Annotated in this window: 15 protein-coding genes and 1 riboswitch; of the genes, 9 read left to right on the top strand and 6 right to left on the bottom strand. The window is 45.3% G+C overall.

What is annotated here, in order from left to right:
* The first annotated feature begins 260 nt into the window (after window positions 1-260).
* Both sigI and ACVC9U_RS11775 read left to right on the top strand, forming a co-directional pair.
* The gene (sigI, locus tag ACVC9U_RS11780; protein WP_080131348.1) at window positions 261-1,016 is read left to right on the top strand and encodes an RNA polymerase sigma factor SigI; all 756 of its coding nucleotides are present in this window, start codon (window positions 261-263) and stop codon (window positions 1,014-1,016) included.
* The gene (locus tag ACVC9U_RS11775) at window positions 1,013-2,104 is read left to right on the top strand and encodes an anti-sigma factor domain-containing protein (RefSeq protein WP_441390969.1); all 1,092 of its coding nucleotides are present in this window, start codon (window positions 1,013-1,015) and stop codon (window positions 2,102-2,104) included. Before sigI ends, ACVC9U_RS11775 begins: the two co-directional genes overlap by 4 nt.
* A gap of 12 nt (window positions 2,105-2,116) precedes the next feature.
* Here ACVC9U_RS11775 and ACVC9U_RS11770 read toward each other — a convergent pair whose 3' ends face one another.
* Window positions 2,117-2,314 (bottom strand): alpha/beta-type small acid-soluble spore protein, encoded by a 198-nt coding sequence (locus tag ACVC9U_RS11770; protein ID WP_003181044.1) that lies wholly within the window; start codon window positions 2,312-2,314, stop codon window positions 2,117-2,119.
* Between the two features lie 130 nt (window positions 2,315-2,444).
* Complete coding sequence (locus tag ACVC9U_RS11765) at window positions 2,445-3,164, bottom strand: DUF1836 domain-containing protein (protein WP_011197887.1); 720 nt, start codon at window positions 3,162-3,164, stop codon at window positions 2,445-2,447.
* A gap of 141 nt (window positions 3,165-3,305) precedes the next feature.
* Here ACVC9U_RS11765 and htpX point away from each other — a divergent pair, with 141 nt between their 5' ends.
* From htpX to ACVC9U_RS11740, 5 genes are all read left to right on the top strand, one after another.
* Window positions 3,306-4,199, top strand: a complete 894-nt coding sequence (gene htpX / locus ACVC9U_RS11760) for a protease HtpX (RefSeq protein ID WP_003181048.1) — start codon at window positions 3,306-3,308, stop codon at window positions 4,197-4,199.
* 146 nt (window positions 4,200-4,345) lie between these two features.
* Window positions 4,346-5,695, top strand: coding sequence for a TrkH family potassium uptake protein (locus tag ACVC9U_RS11755; protein ID WP_441390965.1), 1,350 nt, complete (start codon window positions 4,346-4,348; stop codon window positions 5,693-5,695).
* A gap of 112 nt (window positions 5,696-5,807) precedes the next feature.
* Entirely contained in the window at window positions 5,808-7,808 is a 2,001-nt protein-coding gene (locus tag ACVC9U_RS11750; RefSeq protein ID WP_441390963.1) for a penicillin-binding transpeptidase domain-containing protein, read from the top strand.
* A gap of 47 nt (window positions 7,809-7,855) precedes the next feature.
* Entirely contained in the window at window positions 7,856-8,071 is a 216-nt protein-coding gene (locus ACVC9U_RS11745) for a hypothetical protein (protein ID WP_441390961.1), read from the top strand.
* A complete protein-coding gene (locus ACVC9U_RS11740) occupies window positions 8,068-8,250 on the top strand; it encodes a hypothetical protein (protein WP_145652504.1) in 183 nt (60 codons plus the stop codon). Before ACVC9U_RS11745 ends, ACVC9U_RS11740 begins: the two co-directional genes overlap by 4 nt.
* Before the next feature lie 263 nt (window positions 8,251-8,513).
* On the opposite strand, the gene ACVC9U_RS11735 is transcribed toward ACVC9U_RS11740, so the two are convergent.
* Window positions 8,514-9,539 (bottom strand): acyltransferase family protein, encoded by a 1,026-nt coding sequence (locus ACVC9U_RS11735; RefSeq protein WP_441390959.1) that lies wholly within the window; start codon window positions 9,537-9,539, stop codon window positions 8,514-8,516.
* Window positions 9,540-9,848: 309 nt separating this feature from the next.
* On the opposite strand from ACVC9U_RS11735, the gene ACVC9U_RS11730 reads away from it, so the two are divergent.
* Window positions 9,849-12,059, top strand: coding sequence for a PAS domain-containing sensor histidine kinase (locus ACVC9U_RS11730; RefSeq protein WP_145652500.1), 2,211 nt, complete (start codon window positions 9,849-9,851; stop codon window positions 12,057-12,059).
* Between the two features lie 7 nt (window positions 12,060-12,066).
* Window positions 12,067-12,564, top strand: coding sequence for a methylated-DNA--[protein]-cysteine S-methyltransferase (locus ACVC9U_RS11725; protein WP_441390956.1), 498 nt, complete (start codon window positions 12,067-12,069; stop codon window positions 12,562-12,564).
* A gap of 212 nt (window positions 12,565-12,776) precedes the next feature.
* Here ACVC9U_RS11725 and mtnA read toward each other — a convergent pair whose 3' ends face one another.
* The 3 genes from mtnA to ACVC9U_RS11710 all read right to left on the bottom strand — a co-directional run bounded on the left by mtnA (window position 12,777) and on the right by ACVC9U_RS11710 (window position 16,129).
* Window positions 12,777-13,838, bottom strand: a complete 1,062-nt coding sequence (mtnA, locus tag ACVC9U_RS11720; RefSeq protein ID WP_145652496.1) for an S-methyl-5-thioribose-1-phosphate isomerase — start codon at window positions 13,836-13,838, stop codon at window positions 12,777-12,779.
* Between the two features lie 5 nt (window positions 13,839-13,843).
* Window positions 13,844-15,040: an S-methyl-5-thioribose kinase gene (mtnK, locus tag ACVC9U_RS11715; RefSeq protein WP_441390954.1), complete on the bottom strand. Its 1,197-nt coding sequence runs from the start codon at window positions 15,038-15,040 to the stop codon at window positions 13,844-13,846.
* Between the two features lie 82 nt (window positions 15,041-15,122).
* Window positions 15,123-15,266, bottom strand: a riboswitch (SAM riboswitch).
* Between the two features lie 83 nt (window positions 15,267-15,349).
* On the bottom strand, window positions 15,350-16,129 hold the full coding sequence (locus ACVC9U_RS11710) for a carbon-nitrogen family hydrolase (protein ID WP_441390952.1): 780 nt from the start codon (window positions 16,127-16,129) through the stop codon (window positions 15,350-15,352).
* Window positions 16,130-16,139: the final 10 nt, after the last annotated feature.

Genomic DNA, 16,139 nt, shown 5'->3' with positions numbered 1-16,139 from the left:
GTCTTTTTTGTTTGCCCGCACTAGGAATCGCCGGGGATGATTGTCCTAGTCCAACCGAAATAAGATTTCATTTTATTAACAGGTGTGTTACAAAAACGGCGGGAAAACCCCCTTAATCGTCAAACAGATCACGAATTGTTCTAGGAGATCAAACAAATCATTGTCACAATTGAAAAATTAGAAATGAATACCGCGTTTTCTCCTTTGCGAATCCCTATCAAATTAGCTATCATTAATGAGTAGTATAGGGAGGAACTGAGGTGAAACCAGTGCTTAGCCTTTTGTTTAAGACAGGAAAAAAGAAACAATCATTAGAAGAGTCTGTAATAAGCATACAAAAAGGAAATCAGCAGTTGCAAAACGAGCTTATCCATCAGTATAAGCCTTTTGTGGCTAAAACGGTTTCATCCGTGTGCAAACGATATATAGATGAAAAAGATGATGAATTCAGCATCGGCTTGATTGCATTCAATGAAGCCATTGAAAAATATTCTTCAGATAAAGGAAATTCTTTGCTGGCATTTGCAGAGCTGATCATTAAGCGCAAAGTCATTGATTATATCAGAAAAGAAGCGAGAAATGCCCAGAATATCAATATGGACATGCAAGAAGGAGAAGAACAGGAATCCTCTCAAAGCATGATTGAAGCGGAGCTTTCCATTCATGAATTCAACCGTATGCTCGAACAGGAGCAAAGGCGGGAGGAGATTTTCCATTTTAAAGAAAGGCTTAAAAGTTTTGGCCTGTCTTTTTCCGATTTGCTGGAGCATTCCCCGAAACATACGGATGCAAGGCAAAACGCCATCAAAGTGGCATATACGCTAGTCGAACATGAAGAATTAAAAAAGATCTTGTTTGAAAAAAAGCAGCTTCCCGTCAAACAGCTTGAAAAGCTGGTGGCTGTCAGCAGAAAAACCGTAGAGAGAAACCGAAAGTATATCATTGCTATGGCGATCATTATAACGGGCGATTATGTTTACCTTAAAGATTATCTAAAAGGGGTGCTCAATTCATGAGAAGAGGAATTATTGTAGAAAAAAATAAAAAATTCGTCACATTGCTTACCCCTGACGGACAATTTTTAAAAGCAAAGAGCACAGAGGAAGATTATGAAATCGGTCAGGAAATTGCTTTTCCCGCGGAGACGAGAATGTCGAGGAAGCGTGCGGGCTTTTTTGATCTGCTTTCGCTCCGTCCGCTGAAAGCAGGCGTTTTTTCAATCGCGGCGATCATGCTGCTCGCTTTCATGATCATCCCTGATGTTTTAAACAATAAAGCATACGCCTATATGACGATCGATATCAATCCAAGCTTTGAATTGACACTCAACAAAAACTGTGAAGTTATCGATTTGGTGCCGCTGAACGAGGATGGGAAGGACTTAATGAGAAGTATAGAAAATTGGGAAAAGTCTGACTTTAAAGAAGTGATCAGTGAAATTGTCGAAGACAGCGATAAGAGCGGTTATGTCACCGAATCAAAAGAAGTACTTATCGCCACCGTATATGAAAACAATGATGATGACACATATAAGGCGACGGTAAAAAGCGAAATCGATGATGTAGCGAAAAAATACGAGCAGCAGAATTATAAGATGGAAGCGGTGGAATCAGACCTTGATACGCGTGCAAAAGCCCAAAAAGAAGGCATCTCAACAGGCCGTTATATCCGTTCCCACAAAGATGAATTAGAAGACAAAAACAAAGATGATGACAATGAAAATAAAAAAGATGATCAAAATCAGGAAGAAAACACAGGAGAAAAGGAGAAAGCTGTGAAAGAAGAAGATCAGCCGGAACAGCATACGGATGATAAAGAAGCAGATACGGAAGATCATCCGGACGGCGAAAAACCTTCAGATGAAGATCAGTCTCAACCTGATCAAGAAATGGAAAAAGAAAAGGAGTCAAATTCCCCTAATACCAAAAACCCTCAGGAACATAACCATAATGACAAAGACGGTCAGCAGACGGAGGAAGGAACGCCAAAAAGCGGTTCCGGTTCAAATCAAGAGAGCTCTAAATCACCTCCTTACCAAAAGGAGAAAAAGCCTTCTGACCAAACGAATAAACAAGAATATCCGCCGAGCGGGCCCGGCGAATAATCCATAGGGTATTTATTTGTCATTATGCCCATTCAATTGAGCTTGTGCCTGCTGTACAAGTCGTTTTGTCATTTCCCCGCCTACAGATCCGTTTGAGCGAGCGACCGAGTCCGAGCCGAGCTGGACGCCGAACTCTTGGGCGATTTCGTATTTGAACTGGTCTAAAACCTGCTCTGCCCCGGGAACGAGGAGCTTATTCGTTCTTGCCATGCATTCTCAACTCCTTTTTCAATTGGTACTGCTTGTTTAGTTTGATTTGGACTGAGGCTTTTTATGCTGGCAATTGTTGAAGGGCAAAAAAACGCCTGGCTATTGGCAAGCCAGGCGCGCCGGTCGGCGATTATTTCATTTCATATTTTAAGAAGACGCTGTCTATCATGGAATGTGCGGTCGCCTGAATGTGCGAAGCGATGACGGACAGCACAGTGACTGCGGTGATGTCTCTCGCTTTGTTCCATTCGGGATCGGCCAGATCTTTATAAAAATCGCGGAGCTGTCCAGTCTGCTCAATGACGATTTTTTCAAGCGCCGATTTATTGAGCGTATAGTCTTTGATCTGGTACACATGATCAAGGACCCGCGCATACCCTTCATAAAAGCGCAGCGGACTCACTACATCATCGGAGCGGTCTGTAATCGTATTAAAAATCGTTGTTAAGATCGGACGGATCGTTTCGAAGTCATAAACCGATTTTAAGTCTCGTACAATGAGAAGGATGACGGCTTGGTCGATGGAATATTTTTTGCCGAGTTCCGGATGCCCCATCAAATCTTTTATATCGCGTTTGATCCAGTTTTGGATGGCTGTCGATTTTAAGGATGTCAGTTCGCACAAATTTCCAAGTTCAACAATTTCATTTGTGGAAAGTCCGTGTTCCGTTTTTTGTTTTTTCCGTTCGTACCGGGCAATGAATTCGGGGATGTCCAAATTGTCTTCCGGCTCATCGGGCGCCAAATCGGCCGATCTCAAAAGAATCGCAAGCGGACTGACATCCAGCTGCCCTTTTAAAGCGTACATCAGTTTGGCCATTTCCAGGCGAGTCAGTTTAAAAGGTTTCATCATTCCACCTCATTATGTATTAAAATGAAATAGCAAACAATATAAACATTATCTTACGTCTTATCACTTGCATTTTCAATTCTATGCCGTATAATTTTATTATACGAGTTCATTTGATCTTATTATAACATGGAGGTAATCATGGGAAAAAGAATCTTTCTCTTTCTTTTATCGAACATCTTAGTCATTACGACGATCGGTATCGTGCTTTCGATTATCGGTTCGCTGACAGGGGTAGGCACGTATTTCACGGCTAACGGCGGCATCGATATTGTTGCGCTTCTCGTATTTAGTGCAGTTGTCGGTTTTGTCGGCTCCTTTATGTCGCTCTTGATGTCAAGATGGATGGCGAAAATGGCGATGGGCGTTCAGGTGCTGAATCCTGATAAGCAAACGCTCAGCTATGAAGAACAGCAGCTCGTTGACCGGGTATATAAGCTGTCCCGCGCTGCCGGACTGACAAAGATGCCTGAAGTCGGCATCTACAATTCACGCGAAGTGAATGCCTTTGCGACCGGGCCGTCTAAAAACCGCTCGCTTGTCGCTGTATCGACGGGCCTTCTTCAGGAAATGGATGACGACGCAGTGGAAGGCGTACTTGCCCACGAAGTGGCGCATATTGCAAACGGCGATATGGTGACGATGACGCTCCTTCAAGGAATCGTCAATACGTTCGTTGTTTTCTTTGCAAGGATTGCGGCATGGGCTGTTTCACGCGTTGTCCGTGAAGAGCTGGCGCCGATCGTTCACTTTATCGCGGTCATCGTATTCCAAATTGTGTTCTCTATTCTCGGAAGCCTTGTCGTGTTTGCGTACTCCCGCCACCGCGAATATCATGCGGATAGAGGAGGAGCAGACCTTGCAGGCAAGGATAAGATGATTCACGCGCTCCGCTCGCTTGAGCAGTACACTTCAAGAGTCAAAGAAGAACAGGCATCTGTTGCAACTTTAAAAATCAACGGGAAAAAGCATACATCGCTTTTCTCAACACACCCTGATTTAAGCGACAGAATCCGCCGTCTGGAAGCAAAATAATAAAGATGCAAACCCCCTTTTTCAAGGGGGTTTGCTTTTTAAATTTAAAAATCGAAAAGCGGCTGTACATAATAGCATGTTTCCTTTAAAATGGAACACGTTATACACAAGAAGCAACTTTTGAATATTGAAAAGAAGGAACGATTATGAAGGTTTTATTGAGAAAACTACTGCGCGTGCTGTCTCCTGTACAGCTGATCGCGCTCTATTATTTTTTAGCGGTGACAGTTTCGGTTGTTTTATTGAGTCTGCCCGTTGCACACAAAAATAATGTTGAATGGTCTTTTATCGACGCCCTTTTTACCGCGGTGAGCGCAGTGAGTGTAACCGGTTTGACGGTTGTTGATACAGCCGATACATTCAGCACGGCCGGAATTTGGATTTTGGCGTTTGTTCTGCAATTTGGCGGGATCGGCGTGATGGCTTTGGGTACATTCGTCTGGCTGATTTTCGGCAAGCGGATCGGTTTGAAAGAGCGCCGTCTGATTATGACCGATCAAAATCAATCCAACCTATCGGGCCTCGTCAAGCTGATGAAGCACGTGCTCGGCTTAATCCTGCTGATCGAGCTGTTTGGCGGGCTGATTCTCGGCACTTATTTCTTAAAGTACTTTGAGACACCTGGAGAAGCCTTTATGCACGGATTTTTTACAAGCATCAGTGCAACGACCAACGGAGGTTTCGACATTACAGGCAACTCGCTGATTCCGTTTCAGCATGATTATTTCGTTCAGTTTATCGTGATGATGCTGATCATTCTTGGAGCGATCGGTTTTCCGGTCCTCATCGAGGTAAAGGATTTTCTGCTCAGCAAAGAGCGTAAATTCTCTTTCAGCCTGTTTACTAAATTGACATCAGTAACTTTTTTCCTTTTAGTAATTGGAGGTGCGATCGGCATATTTGCCATGGAAGCGCGCTTTGCTTTTTCAGGGAAATCGTGGCACGAGGTATTTTTCTTTTCTCTGTTTCAGTCGACGACGACCAGGAGCGGCGGACTCGCGACGATCGATATCAGCCAATTCACGCATACGACCATTTTGTTTATGTGTATGCTTATGTTTATCGGCGCTTCGCCAAGCTCTGTCGGAGGGGGCATCCGGACAACGACCTTTGCCTTAAACCTGTTGGCGCTGTATCACTTCGCGCGGGGAAATAAATCGGTGAAGATTTTCAAACGTGAACTGCACCAGGCAGACTTAATGAAGTCATTGATTGTGACGCTGATGGCGGTCATTCTCGTTTTCGGCTCGACACTCATTTTGACAATGACGGAAAAACATTCTTTGCTTGAACTGCTGTTTGAAGTGTGTTCCGCTTTCGGTACGACCGGCTTGTCGATGGGCATCACTTCAGATCTGAGCACGATTGGCAAAAGTGTCATCATCCTTCTGATGTTCATCGGCCGAATCGGTATTGTCACCCTGCTTTATTTATTCGGCAGAAAAGAAATCGAAGCGAACTACCATTATCCAAAGGAAAGAATTATTATCGGATAAGAAAGACAGTTTAGTTAAACTGTCTTTTTTTATGATCATAAAGTCGGTCGCTGTATTTATTTGTATGATATAATGCTTAAATGGCGGACTTGAAAAAAAGGGGGAAGCAACGATGAAAAAGAGAGTCATCCATTTGTTTATAGCCGCCGGATTTCTATTGCTCGCCGGAGCCTGTTCTAACGAGCCGACAGCAAAAGAAAGCATGGACCAATATGTAGACAAATGGAACGAGCAAAAATTTGAAGAAATGTATGAACAGCTGTCGGCTGAAGCGCAAAAATCGATTTCAAAAGACGATTTCATCAAGCGCAATCAATCCATTTATGAACAGATCGGAGTTTCCGATTTGAAGGTTTCAGCCGTCGATAACGATGAAGATGAAAAAAATAAAGAGAAAAAAGATGCAGTGACAATACCGTATAAAGTCAGCATGAATACATTGGCCGGCCCCGTTTCTTTTGAAGGGAAGGCAAAGCTTGTCAAAGAAAAAAAAGACGGTGACACGTCATGGAAAGTCAACTGGAACCCATCCTTTATTTTTTCACAGCTGAAGGAAGGGGAGACCATCCGGATTACCGCCAAGGAACCAGCGAGAGGCATCATTTATGACAGAAACGGAAAGAAACTCGCTACGAATGCGACAGTGCCTGAAATCGGCGTCGTTCCCGGGCAGCTCGGAGATGATAAAGACGGTGTCATCAAAAAGCTCGCGAACATGCTTGACATGGAAAAAGAAGACATCGAAAAACAGCTGTCCGCAAGCTGGGTGACGGACGAATCATTCGTTCCCCTGAAAAAAGTGAAGCCTGGCAGCACAGAGCTTCTCAAAAAAGCGACCTCTCTTCCCGGGGTTTTGAAACAAGATACGCAATCAAGATACTATCCTTACGGTGAAAAAGCCGCACATCTTACCGGTTACATACGGCCGATTACCGAAGAGGAATTAAAGCAGAATAAAGAAGGCTACAGCGAGCATTCACTGCTCGGAATCGTCGGTCTTGAACATATTTATGAAAAAGAGCTCAGAGGAGAAATCGGCTGGACGATTTCGATTCCTGAATCAAACGCGACGGTTGCCTCAAAGGATGCAAAAGACGGAAAAGACATCCACACCACGATCGACATGAACAAACAGGAAGAACTGTACAACCAGTTAAAAGATGACTCCGGTGCTGCCGTTGCGTTAGAGCCGCAGACTGGAGAAACATTGGCGCTTGTCAGCGCGCCTTCATACGATCCGAACGGGTTTTTGTTCGGCTGGAAAAAAGGAGAATGGGAAAAACTCAACAAAGATGCGTCTGCACCATTCACCTCTAAATTTAATAAAACCTATGCTCCGGGTTCAACGATCAAACCGATCACGGCTTCAATCGGTCTGAAAAATGACGCGATCAAAGCGGATGAACCGAAGACGATCGAAGGGAAGGAATGGCAGAAAGATTCGTCATGGGGCGGATATAAAGTCACACGGGTTTCCGATCGATTAAGCGATGTCAACCTGGAAAACGCGCTGATCACTTCCGACAACATTTATTTCGCGCAGACCGCCCTTGACACAGGGAAGGATCAATTTGTCGAAGGCCTGAAATCATTCGGCTTTGAGGAAAAGCTTGATTATGAATTCCCGACGAAGTCTTCCTCCATATCAAACGAAGGAATCGACTCGGATATTCTCCTTGCCGATTCAGGATACGGACAGGGGCAAATGCTGATGTCGCCGATACACCTCGCGGCAAGCTATACGCCTTTCTTGAACGACGGTAATCTGATCAAGCCGCACCTGATCAAAAAGGACGGCGAAGAGAAAGAAATATGGCATAAAAACGTACTGCCCACAGGCGGAGCAGAAGCGATTACAAAAGGGTTGAAAGGCGTTGTAGAAGACCCGCGCGGCTCGGCTTACAAGCCGGTTGTCAAAGGGCTTACGATCGCAGGGAAAACGGGAACGGCCGAGCTGAAAACGAAAAAAGACGAAAAAGGTAAAGAAAACGGCTGGTTCACCGCCTATGATTACAAGAACAAAAACCTTTTAATCACGATGATGATCGAGGATGTGTCAGACCGCGGCGGCAGCTCATATGTCGTCAATAAAGTGAAAAAAGTGTTTAAATAAGCACCCTTCAGGGTGCTTATTTTTTTGCCGAAAACTGGATGTGTGGAATGTACGGAAACGGAAAGGATATGGATGAAACGACAAAAGAAAGGAATGTCATCATGAAAAGAAAAGTTGCCAGAAATGAAGCGGCTCTTAACAATAAAACGCCTGCTGAAAGCATGCATGATCATCAATACATGACCCAATATGATGCCGAAAACGGGGACAGGGGCGCCAACCGCAACTCGAAACACGGGAAGCAGGGAGAGTCGCGCCAATGAAAAAACATCAAAAAAGCAAGGATATGCAAAACCATAAAAAACCGATGAATCCAGATGTGCTTCAAGAGGAGTTTTCAAACGAACTTGGCGATGTCAACGCCTTTAAATTTATTGATGTGATCGAGAACAATAAAAAGAAGAACAAAAAGGCGGACGGACAGAAGCGGGATAAAGATTGAAACTGCAGATCAAACGAGAAAGGTGCAAATCGGAAACGATTTGCACCTTCCAGCGTGTCGCCAAACCCTCGCATTCGTTGTCAGGCCTTCGCGTCGGTGCTCACGAATTCTAACATTCGCTCCGCTCCGATGCTCGGCCTTCCTAGACTGCAAGGGTTTTCAATCACGCTGAATGGATGAAAAAATCGCAAAACAAAAAAAGCTGTTTTGCGATTTTTTCAACAATCTTAAAGGTGCAAATCGGAAACGATTTGCACCTTCATTTATTTTAAATAAGGGTTATATCCGTTGTCTTTTTTCAACATCCTCATTAAATTCGTCATTTTCAATTCGATGAATGGCTGGGCGACCGTTTTCACAAATCCGCTTGATAAGCAGAAGGTTAAAATCGCCGTGGCGATGATTAATAGCGTCAGACTTTGATAATCGGCAAGCCATTCTTCCGCCCCCGTTTTTCTGAACGACTTGATGATAAAGCCGTGCAGCAGATAGACATAAAATGTGCGCGTTCCCCACAGGGTAAAGAAATACCGCCTTTCAGGCACAAGCGCCATGAACGCGAAGGTTGAGGCGAACGTGATGACGAGGAGCGCCACTCGGTTTAACCCGCTTTTTATCCCGACCTCGCCGAATTCCGAATAGGGTTTGGAACCGAACAGCCAGGAGTAATCGAAGTCTACAAAAAAGTAGAAAACGAACGTTGCTGCTAAAACAGCTAGAGCGGCCTGCTTGCCTTTCCAGCCTCTCAGCATTTTAAAATGGTCTTTTTGCAAATAATAGCCCGCCAAAAAGACCGGGAAGAAAACAAACGTGCGGGACAGGCTGAGCGTGTTGCTGATCAGGTCGATATACCCGACAAGAACGGCGATCGCAAAGCTTGCGGCAAACGCCCATTTCGCCGGCAGTTTTGTGAATGGAAACAACAGGAGATTCCAAAAGAACAAGCTCAGCAAAAACCAAAGCGACCATTGCGGTTCAAACGGATTTGCGGCCGTTAAGCTTTGATCATCGATAAAGGAATAAAACAGCGTATAGATTCCCTGGAAAATCAAATAAGGAACAATCAGCTTCCAGGCGATTTTTTTGACATAGCCGGGGCGGTTGAACCCTTTTGCAAAATAGCCTGATATGAGAATAAAAGCAGGCATATGAAACGTGTAAATAAATTTATAAATATGAAGCAGTGCATCATTATCATGAATATAGGACCTGATTATATGTCCGAATACGACGAGAAAAATTAATAGGAATTTTGCATTGTCGAAATAGCTGTCGCGCGAAGTCGCCATAACATCACCCTTTCACAAACATGTTCAGGAGGCGCCGGTGCGGGAAGCGTTCGAACCCCGGAACATTCTTTCCGGAATGACGTCTTCCACCAGTCTTGCCTCATTTTAAAATTTTAAAATAGAAAGCATGTGTTTTCCTATGCATTAAGTCTTATTGTTAGGCCGATGTAATTGAACAGTAAGGAACTTTTATATCGTCATCTTCCTGTAAAATAGGCGGAAAGGTTGTAAAAGTTCGAAACAAATGAAGGAAGATTTTCCGGTTTGTAGAATAATTGGAGGACAGGTTTTCAAGAAGGAGTGTAATAAATGGAGGAAACTCTTGATTTGAATGAATCCTTAAATCTGCAAAACCAGCTGAACAGACTGAAGAAAGAAAACGCCAAGCTGAAAGCGGATTTGTATCAGTATGAGCTGCTGTTTAACGGAACGCTGGACGCTATTTTTATATTGGATAAACAGATGAACATCATCAAGGCGAATGATGCCGCCTGCAAGATTCTGCAAAGCCAAAAAAAGAATTTGCTGAACCGGTCGGCGCTCGATTTTCTGCACGCCGTTCCGCCGGATGAACTAAATCAGAACATTCACCGCTTTTTAGAGCGGGGATATGCGAAAAAAGAAGTGGCCATCAGGCTTGACAACGGATCTGTCAAATATATCGAGTTTACTGCGAGCAAAGGAATCGGTGAAGACTGCTATTTTGTTGTTATGAGGGACATTTCGTCGAAAAAAATATTGGAGCGGGAGCGCACCATCAATGAAAAGCTGTTTAAAGATTTGTTTCACCGCGCGGTTGAAGGAATCGTCATCTTTGATAAACAAGGCTGTTTCATCGATGCCAACCATTCGTTTTGCCAGAGCTTCGAAATTGAAAAAACAGAGCTTTCAAAACTGAAGCTGTCTCAATTCGTATCCCCTGAAAACAAGGGGCGGCTCGATAAAATCTGGAATGCTCTTTTCAGAAGAGGGAAAGCAAAAGGGGAACTTCCTGTCCGGCTCAGATCAGGAGAAGACCGGCTGTTTGAGCTGACGATAACCTCGAATATTTTAAACGGCTTTTACATGTCGATTATGAGGGATATTACCGAGAAGCGCTCAATGGAAAAACAGCTGTTTAAAAGCGAAGAACGCTTTAGGGAAGTCTTTGAAAATGCGATGGATGCCATCATTCTGATGAATAACGACGGCCGCATCGTCAAAGCGAACCAGTCGGCCTGCAAAATCTTCGAACTGCCGATGGATCAGCTTCTCAACAAGAAGATGACCGATTTTATTGACCAAACCAATCAGCGGTATCATGCTATTCAAAAGCAGTACGATCAAAAAGGGGAAATCCGGGCGGAGCTGCTGTTTCGTATGGCAAACGGACAATATAAAGAGCTTGAGTTCACATCAAAACGGATTATGTTCGACAGCCAGGACCTAACCATTTTGAGAAATGTCAGCGACAGAAAACGAATGGAACAAGAATTGCGGGAAAGCGAATTGAAGTTCAGAAAAGTATTCAACGGATCAATGGACGGAATCGTTCTTTTCAACAATCAGTACGACATTATCGATGCGAACCCCCTTGCCGGAAAAATTCTCAGCACCCCTCTTGAACAGCTGAAAACGTCCAATCTTCTTGATGTCATCTCCGGCTATCACATAGAAAACGCGGCTTCTCCCGCTAAAACGATTTCCTTTGAAGAAATGGATAATGATATTCCATTCCTGCTGAGCGACCAAAAACGGATTCTTGAATTTTCATTTAAAAGAAACATCATTCAAAATATGAACTTGGCGATGCTCAGAGACGTGACGGAACGAAAAGAGCTTGAAGAGCGGCTCCGCAAGTCTGATACCCTTCATGTTGTCGGAGAACTCGCAGCCGGAATTGCCCATGAAATCCGCAACCCGATGACGGCGTTAAAAGGATTTATCCAGCTGCTGAAAGGCAGCATCCAAAATGAGGATCACGCGCTTTACTTTAATGTCATCACATCAGAACTCAAAAGGATTGAATCGATTATTACGGAGTTCCTCATCCTTGCAAAACCGCAGGCGATTATGTATGAAGAAAAAAACATCGTCAAAATCATGCAGGACACAATGGATTTGCTGCACGCACAGGCAAACCTTGACAACGTTCAGATGCATCTGAAGTGCGAAGGCGGCATTCCGCTGATTTATTGCGAGCCGAATCAGCTGAAACAGGTATTTATCAACATTTTGAAAAATGCGATCGAAGTGATGCCTGACGGAGGCAACGTATATGTGTCGATCAAACCGAAAGGAGACGACCATATCATTATCTCGCTTGCTGACGAAGGAATCGGCATGACAGAAGACAAATTGAAGAGGCTCGGCGAACCTTTTTACACGACAAAAGAACGGGGCACTGGACTCGGGCTCATGGTCAGTTATAAAATTATTGAAGAGCATAATGGAAAAATCGAAGTTGAAAGTGAAGAAGGGAGAGGCACGACATTCCACCTGACTCTCCCGATCAGACAGCATCATGAGGAGGAGGCTTAATCGCATCGTGGGCTTTTATATTGAAATGACCTCGCCTTTTGGACAAGCTTACATTGTCGAGGAAAATAACCACATTACACATTTGCTATTTGAAAAAGATGAACTAAAACAGCTCCAGCAAGACGTCCTGGAGCTTCGTCGGACCGAAACGGAATTGTTGAAGGAGGCAAAGCGCCAGCTCGAAGAATATTTCAAGGGGGAGCGGAAAACGTTCACCCTTCCTCTCCGCCAGGATGGAACCCAGTTTCAGAAAAAAGTGTGGAAGGCGCTGCAGTCGATCCCGTACGGTGAATCACGGAGCTATTTAGATATCGCGTGCGCCGTCGGGAATCCGAAAGCGGTTCGCGCAATCGGCCAGGCTAATAAAAGAAATGCGCTGCCGATTTTGGTCCCGTGCCACCGTGTCATCGGCAAAAATCGTTCTTTGACGGGGTACTCCGGAAATGAAACGGATAAAAAAGCGGTGCTGCTCGACATCGAAAATATTGCGTATAAGGGAAAATAATATACGAGTACGCCGTTTCTTTTTTTCGTCAGCGACATATAATTTTATTAAGTTAAAAATGTTGGTCTTGGTAAAAAAGGAGGACGAATAAGTGAAAACGAACCGCCCAAAAAAAATAGCAGGATACGCGGAATTGTTCGTCAAGCTGCAAGTGTTGACTGAAGAGCAGAAGAAAGACATCATCAAATCGATTAAAATCCGCTAAAGCGGCCTCAAGTAAGGGCTTCAGCGGAAAACAGCGCTTCAATTTCTTCTTCAAACCTGTCTGTGATAATCCCTTTTTCCGTAATGATTCCAGAGATTAAATCGTGCGGCGTGATATCAAAAGCAGGGTTGAACACTGGCACCTCTTGCGGCGCTATTTGCGTTCCGTTTATCTGCCTGACTTCATCCGGATCGCGTTCTTCAATCGGAATGTCGCCGCCGCATGAAATCGAAACATCAAAAGTTGACAGGGGAGCGGCGATAAAAAACGGGATTTGAAAGGCTTTGGCGAGGATTGCCAAGCCGTATGTTCCGATTTTATTGGCTGTATCTCCGTTTCTCGCGATCCTGTCCGCTCCGACAATGACGGCAGAAATGTTTTTTTCTCTCATCGTATGGGCAGCCATGCTGTCTGTAATCAGCGTCACGTCAATTCCCCCCTGCATAAGCTCCCACGCCGTCAGGCGCGCCCCCTGCAGGACAGGTCTCGTTTCACAGGCATAAATATGAAGGTCGAGGTCCTTTGTTTTGGCAAGATAAAACGGGGCAAGGGCCGTACCGTACCTGCTTGTCGCAATCGAGCCGGCGTTGCAGATGGTCATGATGCTGTCACCCGATTTGAACAAATGCAGTGCATTCTGTCCGATTTGCCGGCACGTTTCTTCGTCTTCAACCTGGATCTGAATGGCTTCATGGATCAGATTTGTTTTTGCTTCATTGACCGATTTTGCGTCCTCCGCACTTTTTACCAGCCGATTGAGAGCCCAGGATAAATTGACGGCTGTCGGCCTTGCCTGACTGAGTTCATCTTTGATTTTGCCGAGTTCCAACAGAAACGCGGAAACGTCAGATGTATCGATGCTTTGTGCGCAAAGGGCGAGTCCAAAGGCGGCTGTAATGCCGATGGCAGGCGCACCTCTCACTTTCAGCGTTTGGATCGCATCATAGACGTCTTCTTTTGTTGTGAGGTGCAGGTATTCCGTCTTTTCGGGAAGCTTTTGCTGGTTCAGGATTTTTACCGATGTTTCTTCCCATTCGACAGAGCGGGGCACCGCAAATTGTTCAGGCATGTCATTCACTCCTTAAGCGCGTTCCGAAACGCTTCAATCAAGTCTTTTGGCGTCCGGAAACCGCTGCGTTTTTCTATGAATGCTGCGCCTATTTTAAGGGCGAGCTTTTTTTGGCTGATTCTCCGGGAAAACGGAACGATCGTATCAAGGTCCGCCACATGGGCAAGGCCGATCGTCCGGCGGATCATTTCGCAGCCGGCAAAGCCTGCTGCGTCTTCAAACGCCTGTTTTAGGACTGATTCAAGACGTCCTTTCTCATTTTTGCAAGCGTCAAGAGCATCGTTTTCCCATGCTTCGCTGAATGTCCGGCTGAACGTATGCCAGACGGTCTCGACATGGCGGTATAAAGGAGCCCGCCTGTTTTCTTCGCGGGAAAGCGCGTGTAGCAGCAGGTTGGCGATAAACTGTCCAATGTCAAACCCGATCGGGCCGAAAAATGCAAATTCTGGGTCGATGATTTTCGTTTCCGCTTCTTCACTGGCGAAAATGCTGCCTGTATGCAGGTCGCCGTGGATCAGCGTTTCCTCCGCAGACAAAAAGCGCTGTTTCAGTTTTGCCGCTTCAATTTTTAATGCTTCATTGCGCCAAAGATCTTCCGCTTCATCGCGAAGCTCTTCTTCGAAATCGTTCGTCTCATGGTCAAAGAAAGGGTCTGTGAACACAAGGCTTTCTGTAATATCGCACAGATCCGGATTCGTAAACTGCTTCACAAGCCGCCCTTTAACTGTTGGGTCAAGCGCATATTCAGACGAGTAAAAATGCGTTTTTCCAAGGAATTCTCCGATGTCTTCCGACAGGTGCGGATAATCCTTCCCGTCAATCAGTCCTTTTCTGGCGATTTCCAAGTGAGAAAGGTCTTCCAATACGGTGACGGCAAGCTCGGTGTCAGAATAGTACACGTTCGGGACAAGGTGCGGGACATGCTCGGCTTGGCGGATCAGCGCACTGCTTTCGATTCTCGCCCTGTCAAGCGTCAGCGGCCAGCTTTCGCCGACGACTTTTGCATAAGGCACCGCCTGCTTGATGATCAGCCCTTTTTGCTGCTCTTTGTCATACACGCGGAAGACGAGATTCAAGTTTCCGTCCCCGATCTCCCGGCATGTCAGGGTGCTTTTGCTTGGAAAAAGCCCAAGGCGGACGGCCAGCGCGGCCGCGGAGCTTTCGGTCAAAGTTTCGTATGCTGCGGTTTTCGTTACGGTCATGTGTGATTCCCCCTAAATGTCGTTAACAATAAAAAAGCCTCTTTCTCATCGAGAGAAAGAGGCTGATTTGTCGCGTTCGCCTCTCTTATCTCTCAGAATTCAAAGTCTGATGGAATTAGCACCGTGCCCTAGCGGCGCAGAATTTCGCGCCCCATTTCACAATGGTATTACGGTCGGTTGCTGTTGGGGTCATTAGGCCAGTCCTTCACCCAACTCTCGATAAGAGAAATCAATATAAAATTTTGAAATTTCAGTTCGGTCAGTTGCTGAAAATGTTACCAGCATCTCAGTTTTCTTGTCAACACTTTTTTAATATAAATCTTTGCGAATGTCCTCAAAAACCGGAATTTGCCCCCGCGCTTTTTCAATGTCCACGAGGTCGATTTCAGCCCTGATGACCGCTTCTCCGCGTCCTGCTTCAGCGAGGGTGCGGCCGAGCGGATCAATGATGATGCTGTGGCCCGCAAATTCGTTTGCCGGGTCTTTTCCCGCCCGGTTGCAGGCTGCGACAAAGCACTGATTTTCAATCGCTCTGGCTTTTAAAAGGCTTTGCCAGTGATCGAGGCGGGCGAGCGGCCATTCCGCCGATACAAAGATGATGCCCGCACCGTCCTTCGTATGTTTTCTGATCCATTCGGGGAAACGGATGTCGTAGCAGATAAACCCCGCAGCCGGGAACCCTTCAAGCTCGAAGCTCCCGTCGCCTGAGCCCGATGACAAATAGAGGTGTTCGTCCATCAGCTGAAAAAGGTGAACTTTGCTGTATTCTTTGATCAAATGTCCGTTTTTGTCTGCGATGTACATGATATTGTACACACCGCTTTTTTTCTTAACGGCGACTGAACCGCATATGATATAGACACGGTTTGCTTTTGCCGTTTCCTGCAGCCATTTCTTCGTTTGCCTGCCTTCTTCATCTGCGATGGAGCCGAGATTTTTTAAATCATAACCCGTGGTCCACAGCTCGGGAAGGAGAAGGACATCCGCATTTCGGCTTTCCTGTTCGATCAGCTGCTCCGCTTTTTTAAAATTTTCAGAAGGATTGCCGTATGCGATATCGAATTGCAGGCATGAAATTGTCAGCTTCAATCTGGATCAC

This window comes from Bacillus sp. GM2, assembly GCF_056155945.1.
Note: the sequence above shows the minus strand (reverse complement) of the source record. Positions and strands in the feature narration are given on the sequence as shown.

What these genes read in the sequence shown, in the direction of transcription:
- ACVC9U_RS11755 (WP_441390965.1), top strand. Translation starts at nt 4,346, where the DNA reads ATGAAGGTTTTATTGAGAAAACTACTGCGCGTGCTGTCTCCTGTACAG.
- htpX (WP_003181048.1), top strand. Translation starts at nt 3,306, where the DNA reads ATGGGAAAAAGAATCTTTCTCTTTCTTTTATCGAACATCTTAGTCATT.
- ACVC9U_RS11735 (WP_441390959.1), bottom strand. Translation starts at nt 9,539, where the DNA reads ATGGCGACTTCGCGCGACAGCTATTTCGACAATGCAAAATTCCTATTA.
- ACVC9U_RS11775 (WP_441390969.1), top strand. Translation starts at nt 1,013, where the DNA reads ATGAGAAGAGGAATTATTGTAGAAAAAAATAAAAAATTCGTCACATTG.
- ACVC9U_RS11765 (WP_011197887.1), bottom strand. Translation starts at nt 3,164, where the DNA reads ATGAAACCTTTTAAACTGACTCGCCTGGAAATGGCCAAACTGATGTAC.
- mtnK (WP_441390954.1), bottom strand. Translation starts at nt 15,040, where the DNA reads ATGACCGTAACGAAAACCGCAGCATACGAAACTTTGACCGAAAGCTCC.
- ACVC9U_RS11750 (WP_441390963.1), top strand. Translation starts at nt 5,808, where the DNA reads ATGAAAAAGAGAGTCATCCATTTGTTTATAGCCGCCGGATTTCTATTG.
- mtnA (WP_145652496.1), bottom strand. Translation starts at nt 13,838, where the DNA reads ATGCCTGAACAATTTGCGGTGCCCCGCTCTGTCGAATGGGAAGAAACA.
- ACVC9U_RS11730 (WP_145652500.1), top strand. Translation starts at nt 9,849, where the DNA reads ATGGAGGAAACTCTTGATTTGAATGAATCCTTAAATCTGCAAAACCAG.
- ACVC9U_RS11740 (WP_145652504.1), top strand. Translation starts at nt 8,068, where the DNA reads ATGAAAAAACATCAAAAAAGCAAGGATATGCAAAACCATAAAAAACCG.
- ACVC9U_RS11745 (WP_441390961.1), top strand. Translation starts at nt 7,856, where the DNA reads ATGTACGGAAACGGAAAGGATATGGATGAAACGACAAAAGAAAGGAAT.
- ACVC9U_RS11770 (WP_003181044.1), bottom strand. Translation starts at nt 2,314, where the DNA reads ATGGCAAGAACGAATAAGCTCCTCGTTCCCGGGGCAGAGCAGGTTTTA.